Below are 20166 nucleotides of genomic sequence, written 5' to 3' on the forward strand. Positions count from 1 at the left end.
GTTTCACTAGCCCTTCACCACCATCAGGTTGGGCAGGGGACTTGCACCCCCAAGCTGTTGCGCATGCTCGGCGCACCGAAAAAAAACCCGAACGAGCGGTTCGGGTTTAATCCACCAAAGGAGGAGGTGGAGGAGACAGCGGAGGTTGCAGAACTGCTGCAACCGATGGGATCGATTATATGAGGCCCCCTTGTGCGATGCAAGAACATTTGCATTGCGAAATGCAATTTCACTATGTGAGACATGCACCAATCTGCCATCGCACTGGAAATTCTCTTTTAAATCAAATACAAGATCGCTATGGAGCGGCTGTGAAGGCAGACATCGACTAGAGTAAAACCCCTAAGTCCTTTAGGGCATTCCCGAATCGGCGGAACATACCGCACCGCAACACGCAAGCGGTCATTGTGCATAATTTCTCACCGAAGTCCCTCCGGGCGGATACGCAAACGCCGGGCTACAATGCCGTCTCGAAGACAAGCGACGCGCGGTGGAGCACAGGATGGAATGCAAAGTTAGCTGGATGGGGCAAGACGGGATGGCGTTCGCCGCCGAGACGGGCAGCGGCCATCTGGTCATGATGGACGGCGCGCCGGAAGGCGGCGGCCGCAATCTCGCGCCGCGTCCGATGGAAATGGTTCTGCTCGGCACAGGCGGCTGCACGGCGTACGACGTCGTGATGATCCTGAAGAAAAGCCGCCAGGAAGTGGCCGGTTGCTCGGTGACGCTGAAGGCCGAACGCGCAAGCGAAGATCCGAAGGTGTTCACCAGTATCCACTTCCACTTCACCGTGACCGGCAAGAATCTGAACCCGGCTACCGTGGAGCGAGCCATCAATCTGTCGCACGACAAATACTGCTCGGCGTCGATCATGATCGCGAAAACGGCCGAACTGTCGCACTCGTTCGATATCGTCGCGAGCTGAGCACGGCGTTTCGGCGCAGATAGCGCACTTAATGCAGGCAATGGCAAGCATCAAAAGAAAATGCCGGCGTCCACACGGACGCCGGCATTTTTCATTGGGTGGTGGCAAAGCAGGCCGATAAGCCGGATTCTGTGCACGCGCCGCGTCCGAAAACGCCGCGCGCGTGGCAGCCATTCCTCTAGGCGCGCCATTACTGACGCGCTCAAGCTTCCTACCCGCAGACGAGACGGGGGCCCCGTCCTGCATCTCGAAGATGCGCGCCTGCCTACTTGGAATTGCTCCGGGTGGAGGTTACCGTGCCGGTCTGCCTTGCAGCAGCCGCGGTGCGCTCTTACCGCACCGTTTCACCCTTACCTGATCCCGGCTTGCGCCGGGCCATCGGCGGTTTGCTTTCTGTTGCCCTGTTCCGCGTGTCACCACGGATGGCCGTTAGCCATCACCCTGCCCTGTGGAGTCCGGACTTTCCTCGCCCTCTTTGGCCGAAGCCGCAGAAGCCGCGACTGCCTAGCCTGCTTTGCTGGAGCGGATTTTACCACCGCGACGGGCGGCAAGCGGCTTGCGCGGCGGAAATAGCCGACCGGGCGGCATCGCTTACGACGCCCGCGCCGCGCCTGCGGACGCTTTAGCGCGAACGGCGCCCTGCGCGGAACACCGACGCGTCGTCGTAAAACGCGGGCAATTCGTTGTCAGGCCACCAGCCCGGAATGCCCAGTACGGGTAGCGGCGCGAACAGGCGGCTCGTCAAAGCTTCGGTACCCAGCAACGCATGGCTGACCGCTTCGTCCAGCCATGCGTTGCGCGCCACGGCGGGCCATCCAAAGTAGTCAGACGGTACATCGACGATCCACGCGTGACCCGTGCACGCCTTGAATGGCGCGATCAGCTTTTCCAGCAACGCGTGACCGAAGCAGCGCACTTCGCAATGCGTGCCCCACGCACCACGCCGGGAAACCAGCAGCGTCTGCCAGTCGAATCCGCGCAGGGCCGCGCCCAATGCCGGGTCCGCGCAGGCGAACAGCAACGCGTTTTCGTCGAACAGAGTCAGCGTATCGCGCACGCCGCCGCGGGTCGGCCCGACGCCTAAAACTTCGATCGCCGCCGACTGCCGCGCGTTCAGCGCCGCCTTGATGCGCGGAAACGCAAACCACATCGACGCGTTGAAGAAGTCATGCAGATTGTGGCGCGTCGGCACGCAGCCGGTCGACGCGATATGCGCCTCGTAAGCCGCTCCTGGCGGCAAATCGTCCTGCGCGATGAACGCGAGGCGCTGGCCGCGGCCGGTGCGCTGCTGCATCGCGCCGGCATCCGCGTTCATTTCGGCGAGCAACTCCGCATAGCCTTTAAGCGCGGCCTGCTGCCAGCGCTCGCCGCGCGCGGCAAACTGCGCGAACCACGGCGTCGACCAGTCGATATCGGCGAAACCCACGCGCGCCGCCTCCTGCACCTGCATCCAGTCCGGCCTCAGACCAGCCGCCAGCCAATCGGCTCGCCACCGCGCAACGGCACAACCGGCGTATCGCCGACCGGCAATTCAGCGGGCAGCGTCCATTCCTCGCGACGTAACGTGACTTGTTCCTCGCTGCGCGGCAGACCGTAGAAATCCGCCCCGAAGAAGCTCGCGAAGCCTTCGAGCTTATCCAGCGCGCCCGCTTTATCGAACGCTTCCGCATACAGTTCGAGCGCGTGCAGCGCCGTGTAGCAGCCCGCGCAGCCGCACGCGTGCTCCTTCAAGCCCTTCGGATGCGGCGCGCTATCGGTGCCGAGGAAGAAGCGCGGATTGCCCGAGGTCGCGGCCTCGACCAGCGCCACGCGATGCGTCTCGCGCTTCAACACCGGCAGGCAGTAGTAATGCGGGCGAATGCCGCCCTGGAAGATCGCGTTGCGGTTGTACAGCAGATGGTGCGCGGTGACCGTCGCGCCCAGCAGACCCGGGGCCACGCCGGCTTCACGAATGTAGTCGACGGCGTCCTTCGTGGTGATGTGCTCGAACACCACCTTCAGCGCCGGAAACTCGCGGCGCAGCGGCGTCATCACGCGATCGATGAACACCTTCTCGCGATCGAACAGATCGATCGACGCATCCGTCACTTCGCCGTGCACCAGCAGGGGCATGCCGGTTTCCTGCATGACTTCCAGCGTCTTCGCGCACTTCATGATGTCGGTGACGCCCGCGTCCGAGTTGGTCGTCGCGCCCGCCGGATACAGCTTCACGCCGTGCACGAAGCCGCTTGCGCGCGCGCGGCGGATTTCGTCAGGCGGGGTGTTGTCGGTCAGGTACAGCGTCATCAGCGGCTCGAACTTCGCGCCCGCCGGAATCGCGGCGACGATGCGCTCGCGGTACGCCTGCGCCATGGCGGTAGTGGTGACCGGCGGCTTCAGGTTCGGCATGATGATCGCGCGGCCGAACTGGCGCGCGGTGTCCGGCAGCACGGCGGCTAGCATCGCGCCGTCGCGAACGTGCAAATGCCAATCGTCCGGGCGGGCGAGTGTGAGGGAATCGAGGGAAGCAGTAGAAGCAGTCATGGCGAGAGGGGGACGAACCTCGGCGACAAAGCCAATCGACGGGTGGATACCGCAGCAAACCGCAGCGTTGCGGCCTGAACACACGTCAATTTAGCTATTTGGCGGTTCTGGCTCGGTGATATGCTTTGAAAATCATCATTGTAACGGCTTGCCCCGTTCACAGGCTTACCCGCAACATGTGCCAACTTCTCGGAATGAACTGCGCCGCGCCGACGGACGTCACGTTCTCGTTCACCGGCTTTGCGGCGCGCGGCGGCGTCACCGATCACCATGCCGACGGCTGGGGCATCGCCTTCTTCGAAGACAAAGCCTGCCGCCTGTTCATCGACCATCAATCGTCGGCCACCTCGCCGATCGCCGAGATGGTCAAGCGCTACCCGATCAAATCGAAGAACACGATCGCGCATATCCGCAAGGCGACCCAGGGGCACATCCTGCTGGAGAACTGCCATCCTTTCATGCGCGAACTGTGGGGTCGGCACTGGATCTTCGCGCACAACGGCGACCTGAAAAATTATTCGCCCCCGCTGACCGGCGTCTATCAGCCTGTCGGCACGACCGATAGCGAGCTCGCGTTCTGCGCGCTGCTACAAGGTTTGCGCAAGGCCTTTCCCGGCTGCCAGCCACCGCTTGAAGAACTGTTCGCCGCGCTCGAAACGCTCACGCGCGAGATCACGCAGTTCGGCGTGTTCAATTTCCTGATGTCGAACGGCCAGGCGTTGTTCGCGCATTGCTCGACGCACCTGCACTTCATCGTGCGGCGCTGGCCGTTTTCCACCGCGCATCTGGTCGATGCGGACGTGTCGATCGATTTCGCCAAGTACACGACGCCGGAAGACCGCGTCGCCGTGATCGCGACGCAACCGCTCACCGATAACGAAGTGTGGACCGCGTTCCAACCCGGCGACCTGATGATGTTCCAGCACGGCGAAGTGATCGGCCGCGTCAATGTGCCGGTGCCGGCCGCCGTGCTCGAGAAGCTGCGCAACCCGGCGCTGGATGCATCGGCTTCGGCGACCACGATCGCGGCTTCCGTTGGAGCCGCGGCAACGGCTGAAGTCGACCTCGAAGCGGCGGACGATGCCGCTGCGTTCGAGTCCTGATCCCCGCGCGTCAAACCCCAAACGCACGCAAGCAGCAAATGAAAAAGCCGCTTCTCCCGAAGCGGCTTTTTTCTGCCGAAGCGTGAAGCGTCGCGGCAAACTCAGTGCAGAATCTTCGCCAGAAAGTCCTTCGCGCGATCCGACTTCGGATTCGCGAAGAAGTCTTCCTTGCGGTCGTCTTCGACGATCAAGCCCTTGTCCATGAAGATCACGCGATGCGCGACTTTCTTCGCAAAGCCCATTTCGTGCGTGACGCACATCATGGTCATGCCTTCCTGCGCGAGTTCGACCATCACGTCGAGCACTTCGTTGATCATTTCCGGGTCGAGCGCGGAGGTCGGCTCGTCGAACAGCATAGCGATCGGGTCCATCGACAGCGCGCGTGCAATCGCCACACGCTGCTGCTGACCGCCTGACAACTGCCCCGGAAACTTATCCGCATGCGCACGCAGACCGACGCGATCGAGCAGCTTCAGCCCCTTCGCCGTCGCTTCGTCGTTCGAGCGGCCGAGCACCTTGACCTGCGCGAGCGTCAGGTTCTGCACGATCGACAGATGCGGGAACAGCTCGAAGTGCTGGAACACCATGCCGACTTTCGCGCGCAGCTTCGACAGATTGGTTTTCTTGTCATTCAGCGATTGACCGTTGATGACGATCTCACCCTTCTGGAACGGCTCGAGTCCGTTCACGGTTTTGATCAGCGTGGACTTGCCCGAGCCCGACGGCCCGCACACCACCACCACTTCACCTTTTTTGACTTCCGTCGTGCAGTCGGTCAGCACCTGAAACTGGCCGTACCACTTCGAAACATTCTTGATTGAGATCATCTTGCGACCTTTTTCTGAAGACCTTTGACGAGGCTCGACGCGACCACACAGATCACGAAATAACACGCGCCCGCGAACAGTACCATTTCGACATTCGTGCCGTCACGGTCGCCAATATTCGTAGCGGTGCGGAAGAAGTCGGCGAGGCTGATCACATAGACGAGCGACGTATCCTGAAACAGCACGATACCTTGCGTCAGCAGCAGCGGCACCATCGCGCGGAACGCCTGCGGCAGCACCACGAGACGCATGGCCTGCGCGTAGTTCATGCCGAGCGCGAACGACGCATTGACCTGCCCGCGCGGCACCGACTGAATGCCGGCGCGGATGATCTCCGAATAGTACGCCGCCTCGAACAGCGAGAAAGCGACCATCGCGGAGGCGAGGCGGATGTCGATATCCGGCGACAGCCCCAGCACGTTTTGCAGCACCTGCGGCACGATCAGGAAGAACCACAGCAGAACCATCACCAGCGGGATCGAACGGAACACCGTGACGTAGCCCTTCGCGAACCATTCGAGCGGCTTGAACGACGACAGCCGCATCATCGCGAGAATGGTGCCCCAGACGATGCCGATCACGATCGCGATCAGCGTGATCTTGAGCGTGATGATGGCGCCGGTCCACAGCGTAGGCAGTGCGCCCGAAATACTGCTCCAGTCGAAATGGTGCATCACTTGCCTCCGATATAGCCGGGCAACCGGGTCTTGGCTTCGACCCAGCGCATCAGTTGCATCACGACCAGATTGATCAGCACATAGGCCAGCGTGACGGCGATAAACGACTCATACGTCTGTGACGTGTAGTCGACCAGCTGGCGCGCCTGTGCGGACAGATCCAGCAGACCGATCGTCGAGGCGACCGCCGAGTTCTTGAAGATATTCAGAAACTCGGACGTGAGCGGCGGCACGATGATCCGGTACGCGACCGGCAGCAGCACATAACGGTACGTCTGCCATTGCGTGAAACCCATCGCCAGACCCGCGGCGCGTTGGCCCTTCGGCAGCGCGTTGATGCCCGAGCGCACCTGTTCGCACACGCGCGCGGCGGTAAAGAGCCCAAGACACACGATCGACGACGAGAAAAACTGCGCACTCGGCGGCAATTGCTTGTACCAGGTGCCGATCGACACCGGCAGCAACTCCGGTATCACCAGATACCAGATGAAGAACTGTACGATCAGCGGGATGTTGCGGAAAATCGCGACGTAGACCGTACCGATGCCGGACGCCCATTTGTTCGGCACCGTACGCAGCACACCGAAAAACGAACCGACGATCAGCGCGATTACCCATGCCGACAGCGACACGGTAATCGTCACCCAGAAGCCGGACATCAGCCAGCCCAGATAAGTGGTCGGCTCGCCGGTGGAGACCGGACTCAGCAAAATGCTCCAGTTCCAGTGATATGACATGACCAAGACTCCAGCAAAAAGAAACGGAAGAAGCGCGTGGCCCCTTCCGTTTCGTTCAGCGTTTCAAAAAAACAGCTAAGGTTTAATCGATTGCCTTGTCATTCGGGCTCTTGTAGAGCGCCTTCATGTCGTCGCTTTCCGGGAAGGCCAGGTTCAGGCCCTTCGGCGGAATCGGCGATTCGAACCACTTCTTGTAGATGGCCGACGCTTCACCCGAGGTTTCGACCTTCGCGATCGCGTCGTCGACCACCTTCTTGAACTCCGGATCGTTCTTGCGCAGCATGCAGCCGTACGCTTCATGCGATTGCGGCGTGCCGGCAATCACGAAATCGCCCGGGTTGTTCGACTTGGCGCGTTCTCCTGCCAGCAGCGCGTCGTCCATCATGAACGCGGCAGCGCGGCCGGTGGACAGCGTCAGGAACGACTCGCCGTGGTCCTTCGCGCTGATGATGTTCATGCCCATGCTCTTGTCCTGATTCATCTTGCGAAGCAGGCGCTCGGAGGTCGTGCCGGCGGTCGTGACGACCGTCTTGCCCTTCAGGTCGGCCCAGTCCTTGATGCCCGAATCCTTCTTGGTCATCAGACGCGTGCCGATCACGAAGATGGTGTTCGAGAACGAAACCTGTTGCTGGCGCTCGGCGTTATTGGTGGTCGAGCCGCATTCCATGTCGACGGTGCCGTTCTGCACCAGCGGAATACGGTTTTGCGACGTGACAGGGGTGAGCTTGACCTTCAGGTTAGGCATATTCAGCTTGGCCTTGACCGCGTCCACCACCTTCAGTGCGAATTCCTGCGAATAACCGATGACGTTCTGCTTGTCATCGTAGTACGAAAACGGGATCGACGATTCGCGATGCCCCAGCGAAATCACGCCCGTGTCCTTGATCTTTTTCAGCGTACCGGCGTCTTGCGCATGCGCGCCAACTGTGAACAGTCCGAGAGTCGCGAGCAGCAGCGCAGCTTTTTTAACCTTCATGTGTGATCTCCTTCCTTGGCAAGAACCGGCGCCAGTTTAGCAAAGTAATTATTCTGAAAGTACGGCTATAAACCATGTTTGTTGCGCGCCCCCCAAGGGGACTTCCTCCGGGGGGCGTGCTAGAGGGTTTACGGCGCTTCCGCCCGGTCGGTCAACCTTTTCCGGATATGCAAAGACGGGCAGCATCGATACGATGCCGCCCGCCGGGTGATGCACGCGGTCTCGTGAACCGCGTCGAAGCAAGGATTGGCAGCGGCCCGCAAGGTGGCGGACCGGCTGTTTCACGCAGACAAATCAGGGGTACAGGCCACGCATTTCACGTGCTTGCAGAATCCGCTTGCAGGCCACGATAAACGCCGCGGTCCGCACCGACACATTCTGCTCGCTCGACACTTGCCACACTGCGGCGAACGCTTCGCGCATCACGCGCTCGAGACGCTGGTTGATCTCGTCTTCGGTCCAGAAGAAGCTCGAGAAATCCTGCACCCATTCGAAGTACGACACCGTCACGCCGCCCGCATTGGCCACCACGTCCGGAATCACGAGGATGCCGCGGTCGCGCAGAATGTCGTCCGCCGCGGTGGTGGTCGGGCCGTTGGCGCCTTCCACGACGATCTTCGTCTTGATCTTGCCGGCGTTCTTCTCGGTGATCTGGTTTTCCAGCGCGGCCGGAATCAGGATGTCCGATTCGACGGTCCAGAAGTCTTCGTTCGCGATCGCGTCGGCTTCCGGGAAGCCGCCGACACCGCCGGTCTTCGCAACGTGCTCGAGCAATGCGCCCGCATCGATCCCGCTCGACTTGTAGAGCGACCCGGTGTGGTCCTGCACCGCGACCACCTTGGCGCCCGCTTCCTGGAACAGACGCGCTGCAATCCCGCCGACGTTGCCGAAGCCTTGCACGGCAATACGCGCGCCTTCGATGTCGAAGCCGATGCGGCGCGCCGCTTCGCAACCGACCACGAACACGCCGCGGCCAGTGGCTTCCTTGCGGCCGAGCGAACCGCCGAGCGTGATCGGCTTGCCGGTCACGACGCCCGTGGCCGTTTGGCCCTGGTTCATCGAGTACGTGTCCATCATCCACGCCATGATCTGCTCGTTCGTGTTCACGTCCGGCGCGGGGATGTCGGTATTCGGTCCGATGATGATGCCGATTTCGCTGGTGTAGCGGCGCGTCACGCGCTCCAGTTCACCACGCGACAGCGTGCGCGGATCGACCCGGATGCCGCCCTTCGCGCCGCCGTACGGCACGTTCACCGCAGCGTTCTTGACCGACATCCATGCCGACAGCGCCATCACTTCCGACAGCGTCACGTCCTGGTGGTAACGCACGCCGCCCTTACCCGGACCACGCGACACGTTGTGCTGCACGCGATAGCCTTCGAAGTGCGCGACCGTGCCGTTATCGAGTTCGATAGGCACATCGACGATCAGAATGCGCTTCGGGCGCTTCAGGGTTTCGAGCCAGCGGGACAGCGAGCCGAGGTACGGCGCGACGCGGTCGACCTGGCGCAAGTAGTTGCCCCAGGGGCCGAGGTCTTCGCTATTGAGGTAGGACGGGATGGACTGCAACGATGATGCGGATTGTGCGACTGGCTGCTGGGAAGACATGAACGCTCCGGCGTTGATCGAATGCCGCCATTGTCGAAAAACGCCAATTTGAAATCCAATGCCGTTTCCTTATCCGATTATGTTTTTTTTGCATAATCATCGAAAACCTGCAATTTGACGTCGTACCCGAGCAGTTTCAGGCGGCCCGCTGTCCCAGTTCGTCCGACACCACGTCCCACAGCTGACGCACGAGTATCTGCCGCGCATCGTCGCTTTTCGCCGCCAGCTTGTCGCGATAGAGACGGATCTCCATGGTCAGCGTGAGCTGACCTTCGGGCGTGCCGCGGGTCGCGCGATCCAGCCGGATCAGCTTGCCGTCGGCGACCGCGTCTTCCACCGCGCTGTGCGGCAGAAACGCGATGCCGTGGCCGGCCAGCGCCATCGCCTTGAGCCCTTCGGCCATGTCGGTTTCGTACAGGCGGTCCAGATACAGACGCTCGGGCGCGTTGGCGAGGATCACTTCGGTCATGCGGCCGAGGTACGCGTTCGGCGTGTACGAGAGATAAGGTGTCGGCACCTCGGAACTGCCCGGCAGCGTGTAACGCGGCCGGCCCGCGCGGCCCGGCGCCGAGAACGGGCTGATCGGCTCGTTGCCGAGCGTCAGCATGTCGTAGCGCGCCGGATCGAGCGCGACCGGGTGGCTGGGATGGTGATAGCCCATCATCAGATCGCAGCCGCCTTCCACCAGCGACAAAGCCGCATCGTGCACATTCAGTGCGCGCAGCCGCGTGTGGATCGGGCCCATCTGCGCTTCGATGCGTTGCAGCCAGCGCGGGAAGTAGGTCAGCGAGAGCGTGTGCGGCACCGCGAACTCGATGGTCGCCTGCGGCGTCGCCGTGTGCCCGCGCAGCAGCGCGCGCGCCTCGTGGAACTGCGACAGCATCGTGAGCGCCTGCTCGTTGAACACCTGGCCGGCCGCAGTCAGCCGCGTCGGGTAGACCGACCGGTCGATCAATTCCGTGCCGAGCCACGCCTCCAAGGCCTGGATGCGCCGCGAAAACGCCGGCTGCGTGACGTGGCGCAATTCGGCCGAGCGGCTGAAACTACGCGTTTCCGCTAGCGAAACGAAGTCCTCGAGCCATTTCAGTTCCATGCGAAAGCCTGCCGCCGGCGGGGAGAGAAGAAGTCAGCATTCTAGCGGCGCGGCTGCGGCGCCGGCGCATCGCCAGGGCATCGAGGGCATCGGCGCGGCTTTGATGCGGGCTCAAAGCAGACCTGCCGCGGACGTGGCGCGGGCCAGGTTCGTGGCGGGATCGATCCCGAGATCGGGCAAACAGCGGCACAGTGGTAAAATTCGCGGTTCCCTCCGTTCCCGAACTGGTCACTGAGCGCTCATTGGGCGCTCAACGCCCCAACCCGCCGCCATCATGTCCGACACCCGCCCCGACACTCTGTTCGCGCTGACAGCGCTCTCCCCGCTCGACGGCCGCTACGCCTCGAAAACCGAAGCCCTGCGCGACTGGCTTTCGGAAGCCGCGTTCATGCGCCATCGCGTGACGGTTGAAATCCATTGGCTGATCGCCTTGTCGCGCGCCGGTTTCGCCGAAGTGCCGCGCTTTTCCGAAGCGTCCGAGCAATTCCTGCTGCAATTGGCCGAGCGCTTCACCGCGCACGACGCCGCGCGCATCAAGGACATCGAACGCGTGACGAATCACGACGTGAAGGCGGTCGAGTACTGGCTGAAGGAATCGGTGAAGGGTCAGGAAGAACTGGAGCGCGCAAGCGAGTTCATCCACTTCGCGTGCACCTCGGAAGACATCAACAACACGTCGCACGGCCTGATGCTGGCCGGCGCCCGTGAGCACGTGATTCTGCCGGCGCTGCGCTCGGTGCATCAGCGCCTCGTCGCCCTGGCGCATGCGCATGCCGAACAGCCGATGCTGTCGCGCACGCACGGCCAGCCGGCCAGCCCCACCACCCTCGGCAAGGAAATCGCCAACGTCGCCGCGCGCCTGGAACGCGCGATCGACCGCGTCGCGAAGGTCGAACTGCTCGGCAAGATGAACGGCGCGGTCGGCAACTTCAATGCGCACCTGTCCGCGTATCCGGAATTCGACTGGGAAGCGTTCTCGCGCGAAGTGGTCGAACAGCGTCTGAAGCTCACGTTCAATCCGTACACGATCCAGATCGAACCGCACGATTACATGGCCGAGCTGTTCGACGCCGTGTCGCGCGCCAACACGATCCTGCTGGATCTGGACCGCGACGTGTGGGGCTACATCTCGCAGGGCTATTTCAAGCAACGCACGAAGGCCGGCGAAATCGGTTCGTCGACGATGCCGCACAAGGTCAATCCGATCGACTTCGAAAATTCGGAAGGCAACCTCGGCCTCGCGAACGCCACGCTGCGCCACCTTGCCGACAAGCTGCCGGTGTCGCGCTGGCAGCGCGACCTGACCGACTCGACGGTGCTGCGCAACATGGGCGTCGCGTTCGGCTACTCGCTGCTCTCATACGACGCGCTGATCCGCGGTCTGGACAAGCTCGAAGTGAATCCGCAGCGTCTGAACGAAGACCTCGACAACTGCTGGGAAGTGCTGGCCGAGCCGGTGCAAACGGTGATGCGCCGCTATGGCATCGAGAATCCGTATGAGCAACTGAAAGAGCTCACGCGCGGCAAGGGCATCACGCGTGAAGCATTGCAGACGTTCGTCGGCGCTCTGGCTATTCCGCAGGACGCGAAGGATCGCTTGCTCGCGATGACGCCGGCATCGTATGTCGGCAAGGCGGTGGAACTGGCGAAGCGGATCGCTTAAGACCCAGTCATTGCCTCGTTGCTTCAGGCATAAAAATCAGCCAAAAAAAGGCGCTCACACTCGGAGCGCCTTTTTTCATCTTGCTGCGTGAGCGTCGAAAAGCCTCACCGCGCCTTCATCTGCTTCAACACCTCATCGACGATCTCTTCCGGCGACAACTCGATGCTCACCGTAATCGCTTCATCGGGGCCCGGTTCTTCGAGCGTTTCGAGCTGGCTCTGCAACAGCGACGGATCGAAGAAATGGCCGGTGCGCGTGGTCAGCCGTTCGCGCAGCACGTCGTACGAACCCTTCAGATAGACGAAGCACACATCCTTGTCGCCATTGCTGCCGCCACGCAGAACATCGCGGTACGAGCGCTTCAGCGACGAACACGTGAACACCGCCTTCTCGCCCGCCTTCTGCTTCTCTTCGATCGCTGCGCGGATGGTTTGCAGCCACGGCCAGCGGTCTTCGTCGGTGAGCGGAATGCCGTGGTGCATTTTCTCTTTGTTGGCGGCGCTGTGAAACGCGTCGCCGTCGGTGAATGCGCAGTGCAGGCGTTCGGCCAGCATTTCGCCAATCCTCGTTTTGCCGGCGCCCGACACGCCCATTGCGATCAGAATCATCAAATACTCCTTACACGACCGTCGCGAGCGCGAAGGTCAACAGCAAACCCATCAGCGAGATGATGGTCTCGAGGAGCGACCATGTCTTGAAGGTCTGCCCCACCGTCATACCGAAATATTCCTTGATCAGCCAGAAACCGCCGTCGTTGACGTGCGAGAAAATCAGCGAGCCCGAACCCGTGGCAAGCACCAGCAATTCCGGCGTAACCTGCACGCCGCTGGCGGCTGTGATCGGCGCGACGATGCCGCACGCGGTGGTCATTGCGACCGTCGCCGAACCCGTGGCCAGACGAATCAGCGCGGCCACCAGCCAGCCGAACAGCAGCGGCGACAGATGCATGGCCGTCGCGACGGCGACGATTTCCTTCGAAATGCCGCTATCCATCAGCACGCGCCCAAAACCACCGCCCGCGCCGACGATCAGCGTGATGCCCGCGATCGGCGCAAGACATTCGCCGCAGAACTTCTGGATCTGCTCGCGATTGAAGCCGCGGCTCGCGCCGAAGGTCCAGAAGCTGACCAGCACGGCGAACAACAGCGCGACATCCGAATTGCCGACAAAATGCAGCAGATCGTTCGGCAAGGTCTTCGGCGTGAAGACGAGGTCGGCCCAGCTGCCGACCAGCATCAGGATCACCGGCAGCAGGATCGTGAACAGCGTCACGCCGAAGCTCGGCAGTTCGCGCTTCGGCGCCGCGCTCGTCGCACTCGTCGCACTCGTCGCACTCGTCGCACTCGTCGCACTCGTCGCACTCGTCGCGCTCGTCGCGTTATTTTGCGCGTCGTCAGGGTGGCCGAGGAATTGCGCGGCGAGCGGGTTGTTGTTCGGCAGCTTGATATAGCGGCTGATGAGCAACGCGAACAGCGGACCGGCGACGATCGCCGTCGGCACGCCCACGATCAGACCGTAGGCAATCGTCTTGCCGATATCGGCGTGATATTGCTGCACCGCGAGCATCGCAGCCGGGTGCGGCGGAATCAGGCCGTGCACGACCGAAAGGCCCGCGACCATCGGCAAGCCGACCAGCAGCAGTGATTTATTGGTGCGTTTGGCGACGTTGAATGCGATCGGAATCAGCAGCACGAAACCGACTTCGAAGAACACCGGCAAGCCGACGATGATCGCCACGACCATCATCGCCCAATGAATGTTCTTCTCACCGAACCACTCGATCAGCGTAGTGGCAATGCGCTCCGCGCCGCCGGATTCGGCCATCAATTTGCCGAGCATCGTGCCGAGGCCGACCACGACCGCGATGTGGCCGAGCGTATTGCCGTTGCCGGTTTCGAAAGATTTGACGATCGTGCCGATCGGCATGCCGGATACGAGACCCAGCAGCAGCGATACGATGATCAGGACGAGAAACGGATAGACCTTGAAGCGCGTGATCATCAAGATCAGCAGTGCGATGGCGATCACCGCGAAGACCAGCAGCATGCTGCCGTGGACAGCTTCCATGAAGCTCCTCCTTGTGCGTTATTGATTCTGAGTGCGGAACGCGGCTGACACCTTGTCTCGCAGCGGCCTGAGGCGGCGCCCGAAAACCCGGCTTGCCGCGCGGACGCTGAATTTTACTTGCTGTCGAGTCTTAAGGCGCGCAAAAGTGGCGCGCATATCGAAAGAAGCCTCGCCGCAACAGCCTGAGAGGCCGTATCGACGAGGCTTCTTTGCGTCAACCTTGATCGCGGACTAAAGCACGTGCCGTTTCGTTCTAGTGATGGGCAGGCGCGGCCAGCTGGCTGGCGGCGCGCGCGAGGCGCGTGACTTCGTCCCAGTTTTGCGCGGCGAGCGCCGCTTTCGGCGTCAGCCATGAACCGCCGACGCACACCACGTTCGGCTGCGACAGGAAATGCGTGGCGGTTTCAGCCGTAATGCCGCCGGTCGGGCAGAACTTCAGCGTCGGGAACGGGCCGTAGAAAGCTTGCAGCATCGGCAAGCCGCCGGCCTGCTGCGCCGGGAAAAACTTGACGATTTCGTAGCCGAGTTCCAGCGCCGCGATGATGTCGGTCGGCGTCATCACGCCCGGCAGCAGCGGCAAGCCCGCATCTTGCGCGGCCTTGTGCATGTCTTTTGTCAGGCCCGGCGACACGCCGAACTGTGCGCCCGCTTTCTTCGCCTGAGCGCAATGCTCGGGCTTCGTGATCGTGCCGACGCCGACCACGATGTCCTCGGCCAACTGGCTCGCGCGCTCGATCGCTTCCAGACCGGCCGCGGTGCGCAGCGTGATTTCGAGCACCTTCACGCCACCCGCGTGCAGCGCGCGCGACACATGTTCACCCTGTTCGACCGAATCGAACGCGAGCACCGGAATCACCGGGCCGAGGCGCACGATATCGCTAACTGTTTTCGCCGTCATAGTCAGACTCCTTATTTCTGCAGCACGTGGCTGGCTTGAGTGGTGCTCGAGTGTTCGCTGGCTTGTCCGCCGTGGTGCGCGTGGCGTTCGCCGACCATCGGGCCGAACACCGAGGCGCCCTGCTCCGCGGGCGCCGCCGCCGCACGGAACACACCGAACAATTCGCGGCCGAAGCCGACTTCGTTTTCCGCCTGATGCTGCGGCATCGCCTCCGGCCGCGCCGCCCATTCGGCTGCATCGATTTCGATGTCGAGCACACCGGCTTCCGCGTCGATCACCAGCATGTCGCCGGTGCGGACCTTGCCGATCGGGCCTTGCAGCAACGCTTCCGGCGACAGGTGGATCACCGCCGGCACCTTGCCCGAAGCGCCCGACATGCGGCCGTCCGTGACCAATGCGACGTGGAAACCTTGATCCTGCAACACACCGAGCAGCGGCGTCAAACGGTGCAACTCGGGCATGCCGTTTGCGCGCGCGCCCTGGAAGCGCACCACCGCGATGAAATCGCGCTTCAGCTCGCCGTTGTCGAAAGCTTCCTGCACGGCTTCCTGCGAATCGAACACGATGGCCGGCGCCTTCACCTTGCGATGCTGCGCTGCGACCGCCGAGATCTTGATCACGCCGCGGCCGAGCTTGCCCTGCATCAGACGCAAGCCGCCGTCGGGCTGGAACGGTTCCTCGATGCCGCGCAGCACCGCGGTGTCTTCGCTGACCTGCGCGCCCGGCACCCATCGCAGCTTGCCGTCGAGCAGCTTCGGCTCTTCCGTATAGTGCTTGAGGCCCTTGCCCGCGACGGTGTTCACGTCTTCATGCAGCAAGCCGCCTTCCAGCAGATTGCGGACCAGGAACGCGACGCCGCCGGCCGCGTGGAAGTGATTCACGTCGGCCTTGCCGTTCGGGTAAATCTTCGCGAGCAGCGGCACGGCTTGCGACAACGTGTCGAAGTCGTCCCAGTCGATCACGATGCCGGCCGCCCGTGCGATTGCGACCAGGTGCAGCGTATGGTTGGTCGAACCGCCCGTCGCCAGCAACGCGACGATGCCGTTGACGATCGCTTTCTCGTCGATCACGCGGCCGATCGGCATGTAGTTGCCGCGCTCCACCGTCAGATCGAGCACGCGGCGCGCGGCCTGCGCGGTCAGCGCGTCGCGCAGCGGCGTATGCGGATGCACGAAGGCGGAACCCGGCAGATGCAGGCCCATCACTTCCATCAGCATCTGATTGCTGTTCGCGGTGCCGTAGAAGGTGCAGGTGCCGTGGCTGTGATAGGCGGCGGCTTCCGCTTCGAGCAGCGCGTCACGGCCGCACTGGCCGGTGGCGAAGAGCTGGCGGGTCTTGGCTTTGTCGTCGTTCGAGAGGCCGCTGCCCATCGGGCCGGCCGGCACGAAAATCGTCGGCAGATGGCCGAATTGCAGCGCGCCGATCAGCAGACCCGGCACGATCTTGTCGCAGATGCCGAGGCACAGCGCCGCGTCGAACATGTTGTGCGTGAGGGCGACGGCCGTGCTCATCGCGATCACTTCGCGCGAGAACAACGACAGTTCCATGCCCGCATTGCCTTGCGTGACGCCGTCGCACATCGCCGGCACGCCGCCCGCGAATTGCGCGACGCCGCCGTTTTCACGCGCGGCGTCCTTGATGATGTCCGGGTAGTTTTTGTACGGCGCGTGCGCGGACAGCATTTCGTTATACGCCGACACGATGCCGATGTTCGGCTGGCGAATCTGCTTGATGACGAGCTTGTCGTTGCCTTCGAGGCCGGCAAAACCGTGGGCCAGATTGGCGCACGAGAGCGCGCCGCGCGCCGGGAATTTGCCTTGAGCGTGTTCGATGCGGGCCAGATACGCCTCGCGAGTGGGCTTGCTGCGCTCGATCACGCGTTGCGTGACCTTCAACAATTGCGAATGCGGGGAAACCATCGGAGCTCCTTCGTCGCTGGCCTCGGGTGCGCGCGCACTATGCCAGGCAGGTGTCGCGGGGATGTCGGATCAACCGACGACGCAATCTTAGTAGAAAAACTACATGATCGCAATGACGACCCCTGCTGCACTGCCGCATCTTCGAATTGCCCGTATCGCCTTACTGGCAGCCAATCGGCGATGAGCACGCAAAACCCAGGGATTACACCTAGAGCATTAAATGTAGTTTTTGTACCTTCCTGGGCAATCAGATATAGTCCACGCATTCTTCAGCATAGTGCGAGTTTTCCAATGATGCTGTCTCAGGTGGAAGAGATGCGCGAGCAACTGCGCCCGTCCGAGCGCAAGCTGGCCGATTACGTGATCGAAGCGCCACGCGAGGTGCTGGATCTGTCGATGACCGAGGTGGCCGCGCGTGCCGGCGTCAGCCAGCCGACCATTGCGCGGTTCTGTCATGCGCTCGGTTTTTCGGGCTTCCGCGAGTTCAAGATCCGGCTGGCGCAAGGCATCGCCGCGGAAGTGCCCGCCGTCTACCGCGACGTGCGACCCGACGAGCCGACGCCGGGCGTCGCCGCGAAGGTGCTCGACCGGACCATCGGCGCGCTGATCCAGGTGCGCAACAACCTGTCGTCGGACAGCGTGGCGGCGGCGATCGCGCTGCTGGCGCAGGCGCGGCGCATCGAGTTCTACGGCGCGGGCGGCTCGGGCATTGCCGCGCTCGACGTGCAGCACAAGTTCTTTCGCCTCGGCATGCCGAGCGTCGCGTATTCGGACCCGCATACGTTTCTGATGTCGGCGGCGCTGCTGGGCGTTGGCGACGTAGTGGTGGCAATCTCGAATACGGGCCGCACGCGCGATATCGTCGACGCGGCAAAGTTGGCGCTCGCCGCGGGCGCCAAAGTGATCGCGATCACGCACGGCAACTCGCCGCTCGCGCGGCTCGCGACGGTCGGCTTGTTCGCCAACGTCGATGAAGATACGGATATCTTTTCGCCGATGACCTCGCGCGTCTCGCATCTGGCGATTGGCGACATTCTGGCGGTGGGCGTGGCGTTGAGCCGTGGACCGGAACTGGTCGGCAAGCTGGCTCAGGCGAAGGAAGTGATTAATCGACGCCGGATTGACCCTGGCGGCTGACGCGCCGCACGCAAGTCCGGCGCGTGCTGCCTCAAAACGGCTTCAAAACAACCAAAGCCACCGCCGCCAGCATCCCCAGCACCGGCAGTTCATTGAACATCCGATACCACTTATGCGAGCGCGTATTCTCACCGCGCTCGAAGGTCCGCAGCAACACGCCGCAGTACACGTGATACACGATCAGCAGCACGACCACGCCCACCTTCGCATGAATCCAGCCTTGCCCGCGGCCGATCCCCACCACGAGCCATAGCCACACGCCGCACAACAGCGCCGGCACCGCAATCAACGACATAAAGCGAAACAGCTTGCGCGCCATGAGCAGCAAGCGCCTCACCGCGGCGGGTTCCGTTTCCATCGCCAGATTGACGAAGATGCGCGGCAGATAGAACAGGCCGGCGAACCAGGAAGCAATCAGAACGATGTGAAACGTCTTTACCCAGAGCATCTGGCGGTCCTTGTACCTTGTACCTGTGCGATTGTTTGGCGTGTTTCGAGCGAGTTGGCGCGGCTGCGTTGCACAGCCGCGCTATTGCCGCGGTCCTGGTGGTGCTGGCCGCCCTGCATGGTTACTGCCGGCCTTCGCCGTGCCCCAGCACCACGTATTTCAGCGACGTCAGCCCTTCCAGCCCTACCGGCCCGCGCGCGTGCAGCTTGTCGTTCGAGATGCCGATTTCCGCGCCCAAGCCGAATTCAAAGCCGTCCGCGAAACGCGTCGACGCGTTGACCATCACGCTCGCCGAATCGACTTCACGCAGGAAACGCATCGCGCGGTCGTGGTCTTCGGTGACAATCGCGTCGGTGTGCCGCGAGCTGTACGTGTTGATGTGTTCGATCGCCGCGTCGAGACCGTCGACCACCTTGATCGCCAACACCGGCGCGAGATACTCGGTGCGCCAGTCTTCTTCGGTGGCATCGACGAGCGGACCCACGCCCGCCTCCGACAATACCGCCCGCGCCGCGGCATCCACCCGCAGTTCGACTTCCTTGCTGCGGTACAGCTTGCCCAAAGGCGGCAGCACTTCAGCCGCGATACCGCGCGCGACCAGCAGCGTTTCCATTGTGTTGCAGGTGCCGTAGCGGTGCGTCTTGGCGTTGTCGCAGACGGTCAGCGCCTTGGCCAGATCGGCGCGATCGTCGACATACACGTGGCAGATGCCGTCGAGGTGCTTGATCATCGGCACGCGCGCTTCGTTCATCAGGCGCTCGATCAGGCTCTTGCCGCCGCGCGGCACGATCACGTCGACGTATTCGGTCATCGTGATCAGCTTGCCCACCGCGGCGCGATCCGACGTAGCCACCACTTGCACGGCGTCCTGCGGCAAACCGGCAGCTTCCAGCCCTTCGCCGATCAGCTTCGCAAGCGCCGTGTTGCATTCGAGCGCTTCGGAGCCGCCGCGCAGAATCGTCGCGTTGCCGGACTTCAGGCACAGCGCGGCGGCGTCGATCGTCACGTTCGGACGCGATTCGTAGATGATGCCGATCACGCCGAGCGGCACGCGCATCTGACCGACCTGAATGCCGCTCGGCCGGTACTTCAGATTGCTGATTTCGCCTATCGGATCGGCCAGCGCGGCGACTTGCCGCAAACCTTCGACCATCGTCTTCAGCGCCTTGTCCGACAGCGTCAGACGGTCGATGAACGCAGCGTCCAGACCTTTGTCGCGGGCCCGCGCGACGTCGCGCGCGTTGGCTTCCTTGAGCGACGCGGACTCGCGTTCGATCGCCTGGGCAACGGCCGCGAGTGCGGCATTCTTCGCCGCCGTCGACGCCCGCGCCATCGCACGCGAAGCGTGGCGGGCGCGGCGGCCGAGGTCGGTCATGTACTGGTCGATATCCATGGTGATTCTCGTGATGCCGCGCACGTTCACGTGCAGCGGACAGGCAGAATGAGCGAAAGATGAAACGATTGTAAGTCGGGTGGCGGCGCTTTGCTCGGCGCGGCGGCGGTGGTTCCAAGGGCTTGACTCTCTGCATCCTGGACGTCGGCGTTAAGAGACGCCGTCGAAACCG

19 protein-coding genes and 1 other RNA gene are annotated in these 20166 nt (G+C 62.6%); 5 read left to right on the forward strand and 15 right to left on the reverse strand.

All coding sequences use genetic code 11. The annotated features are described in order from the left end of the window. Both AC3WLT_RS30505 and AC3WLT_RS30510 read left to right on the forward strand, forming a co-directional pair. On the forward strand, positions 1 to 183 hold a 183-nt coding region (locus tag AC3WLT_RS30505; RefSeq protein WP_492595368.1), incomplete at its 5' end, for a hypothetical protein. A 319-nt stretch (positions 184 to 502) separates the two neighbouring features. After that, positions 503 to 925: an OsmC family protein gene (locus tag AC3WLT_RS30510; protein ID WP_492595369.1), complete on the forward strand. Its 423-nt coding sequence runs from the start codon at positions 503 to 505 to the stop codon at positions 923 to 925. Positions 926 to 1027: 102 nt separating this feature from the next. Here the strand turns inward: AC3WLT_RS30510 and rnpB are convergent. The 3 genes from rnpB to pyrC form a co-directional block, all read right to left on the reverse strand. Next, positions 1028 to 1441, reverse strand: an RNA gene (gene rnpB, locus AC3WLT_RS30515) — RNase P RNA component class A. A 106-nt stretch (positions 1442 to 1547) separates the two neighbouring features. Then, positions 1548 to 2375: a DUF3025 domain-containing protein gene (locus AC3WLT_RS30520; RefSeq protein WP_492595370.1), complete on the reverse strand. Its 828-nt coding sequence runs from the start codon at positions 2373 to 2375 to the stop codon at positions 1548 to 1550. Positions 2376 to 2386: 11 nt separating this feature from the next. Beyond that, complete coding sequence (gene pyrC, locus AC3WLT_RS30525) at positions 2387 to 3448, reverse strand: dihydroorotase (RefSeq protein WP_492595371.1); 1062 nt, start codon at positions 3446 to 3448, stop codon at positions 2387 to 2389. A 176-nt stretch (positions 3449 to 3624) separates the two neighbouring features. On the opposite strand from pyrC, the gene AC3WLT_RS30530 reads away from it, so the two are divergent. Beyond that, complete coding sequence (locus tag AC3WLT_RS30530; protein ID WP_492595372.1) at positions 3625 to 4551, forward strand: class II glutamine amidotransferase; 927 nt, start codon at positions 3625 to 3627, stop codon at positions 4549 to 4551. Between the two features lie 101 nt (positions 4552 to 4652). Here the strand turns inward: AC3WLT_RS30530 and AC3WLT_RS30535 are convergent, their stop codons facing one another. The 6 genes from AC3WLT_RS30535 to AC3WLT_RS30560 form a co-directional block, all read right to left on the reverse strand. Then, on the reverse strand, positions 4653 to 5378 hold the full coding sequence (locus tag AC3WLT_RS30535) for an amino acid ABC transporter ATP-binding protein (RefSeq protein ID WP_492595373.1): 726 nt from the start codon (positions 5376 to 5378) through the stop codon (positions 4653 to 4655). Continuing rightward, positions 5375 to 6052 carry a glutamate/aspartate ABC transporter permease GltK gene (gene gltK / locus AC3WLT_RS30540; RefSeq protein WP_492595374.1) on the reverse strand — a complete coding sequence of 226 codons (678 nt, stop codon included), beginning with the start codon at positions 6050 to 6052 and terminating at the stop codon, positions 5375 to 5377. The genes AC3WLT_RS30535 and gltK overlap by 4 nt, the downstream gene beginning before the upstream one ends. After that, a complete protein-coding gene (locus AC3WLT_RS30545) occupies positions 6052 to 6792 on the reverse strand; it encodes an amino acid ABC transporter permease (protein ID WP_492595375.1) in 741 nt (246 codons plus the stop codon). Before AC3WLT_RS30545 ends, gltK begins: the two co-directional genes overlap by 1 nt. Before the next feature lie 82 nt (positions 6793 to 6874). Next, the gene (locus AC3WLT_RS30550; RefSeq protein WP_492595376.1) at positions 6875 to 7768 is read right to left on the reverse strand and encodes a glutamate/aspartate ABC transporter substrate-binding protein; all 894 of its coding nucleotides are present in this window, start codon (positions 7766 to 7768) and stop codon (positions 6875 to 6877) included. Between the two features lie 294 nt (positions 7769 to 8062). Next, positions 8063 to 9376: a Glu/Leu/Phe/Val family dehydrogenase gene (locus AC3WLT_RS30555; RefSeq protein WP_492595377.1), complete on the reverse strand. Its 1314-nt coding sequence runs from the start codon at positions 9374 to 9376 to the stop codon at positions 8063 to 8065. A gap of 136 nt (positions 9377 to 9512) precedes the next feature. Continuing rightward, positions 9513 to 10469, reverse strand: a complete 957-nt coding sequence (locus AC3WLT_RS30560) for a LysR family transcriptional regulator (RefSeq protein ID WP_492595378.1) — start codon at positions 10467 to 10469, stop codon at positions 9513 to 9515. A gap of 274 nt (positions 10470 to 10743) precedes the next feature. Here AC3WLT_RS30560 and purB point away from each other — a divergent pair, with 274 nt between their 5' ends. Beyond that, the gene (purB, locus tag AC3WLT_RS30565; protein ID WP_492595379.1) at positions 10744 to 12132 is read left to right on the forward strand and encodes an adenylosuccinate lyase; all 1389 of its coding nucleotides are present in this window, start codon (positions 10744 to 10746) and stop codon (positions 12130 to 12132) included. Between the two features lie 104 nt (positions 12133 to 12236). On the opposite strand, the gene AC3WLT_RS30570 is transcribed toward purB, so the two are convergent. The 4 genes from AC3WLT_RS30570 to edd form a co-directional block, all read right to left on the reverse strand. After that, positions 12237 to 12740 (reverse strand): gluconokinase, encoded by a 504-nt coding sequence (locus tag AC3WLT_RS30570; protein ID WP_492595380.1) that lies wholly within the window; start codon positions 12738 to 12740, stop codon positions 12237 to 12239. Positions 12741 to 12750: 10 nt separating this feature from the next. Then, entirely contained in the window at positions 12751 to 14199 is a 1449-nt protein-coding gene (locus tag AC3WLT_RS30575) for a GntP family permease (RefSeq protein WP_492595381.1), read from the reverse strand. Between the two features lie 253 nt (positions 14200 to 14452). Beyond that, entirely contained in the window at positions 14453 to 15097 is a 645-nt protein-coding gene (gene eda, locus AC3WLT_RS30580; RefSeq protein ID WP_492595382.1) for a bifunctional 4-hydroxy-2-oxoglutarate aldolase/2-dehydro-3-deoxy-phosphogluconate aldolase, read from the reverse strand. Between the two features lie 11 nt (positions 15098 to 15108). Further along, positions 15109 to 17016, reverse strand: coding sequence for a phosphogluconate dehydratase (edd, locus tag AC3WLT_RS30585; RefSeq protein ID WP_492595383.1), 1908 nt, complete (start codon positions 17014 to 17016; stop codon positions 15109 to 15111). Between the two features lie 291 nt (positions 17017 to 17307). Between edd and AC3WLT_RS30590 the strand changes: the two genes are divergently transcribed. Beyond that, entirely contained in the window at positions 17308 to 18153 is an 846-nt protein-coding gene (locus tag AC3WLT_RS30590; protein WP_492595384.1) for a MurR/RpiR family transcriptional regulator, read from the forward strand. Between the two features lie 31 nt (positions 18154 to 18184). On the opposite strand, the gene AC3WLT_RS30595 is transcribed toward AC3WLT_RS30590, so the two are convergent. Both AC3WLT_RS30595 and AC3WLT_RS30600 read right to left on the reverse strand, forming a co-directional pair. After that, the gene (locus AC3WLT_RS30595) at positions 18185 to 18601 is read right to left on the reverse strand and encodes a CopD family protein (protein WP_492595385.1); all 417 of its coding nucleotides are present in this window, start codon (positions 18599 to 18601) and stop codon (positions 18185 to 18187) included. A 121-nt stretch (positions 18602 to 18722) separates the two neighbouring features. After that, positions 18723 to 19994 carry a glutamate-5-semialdehyde dehydrogenase gene (locus AC3WLT_RS30600; protein WP_492595386.1) on the reverse strand — a complete coding sequence of 424 codons (1272 nt, stop codon included), beginning with the start codon at positions 19992 to 19994 and terminating at the stop codon, positions 18723 to 18725. Positions 19995 to 20166: the final 172 nt, after the last annotated feature.

It is taken from the genome of Paraburkholderia sp. FW306-2-2C-D06C (genome assembly GCF_058781505.1).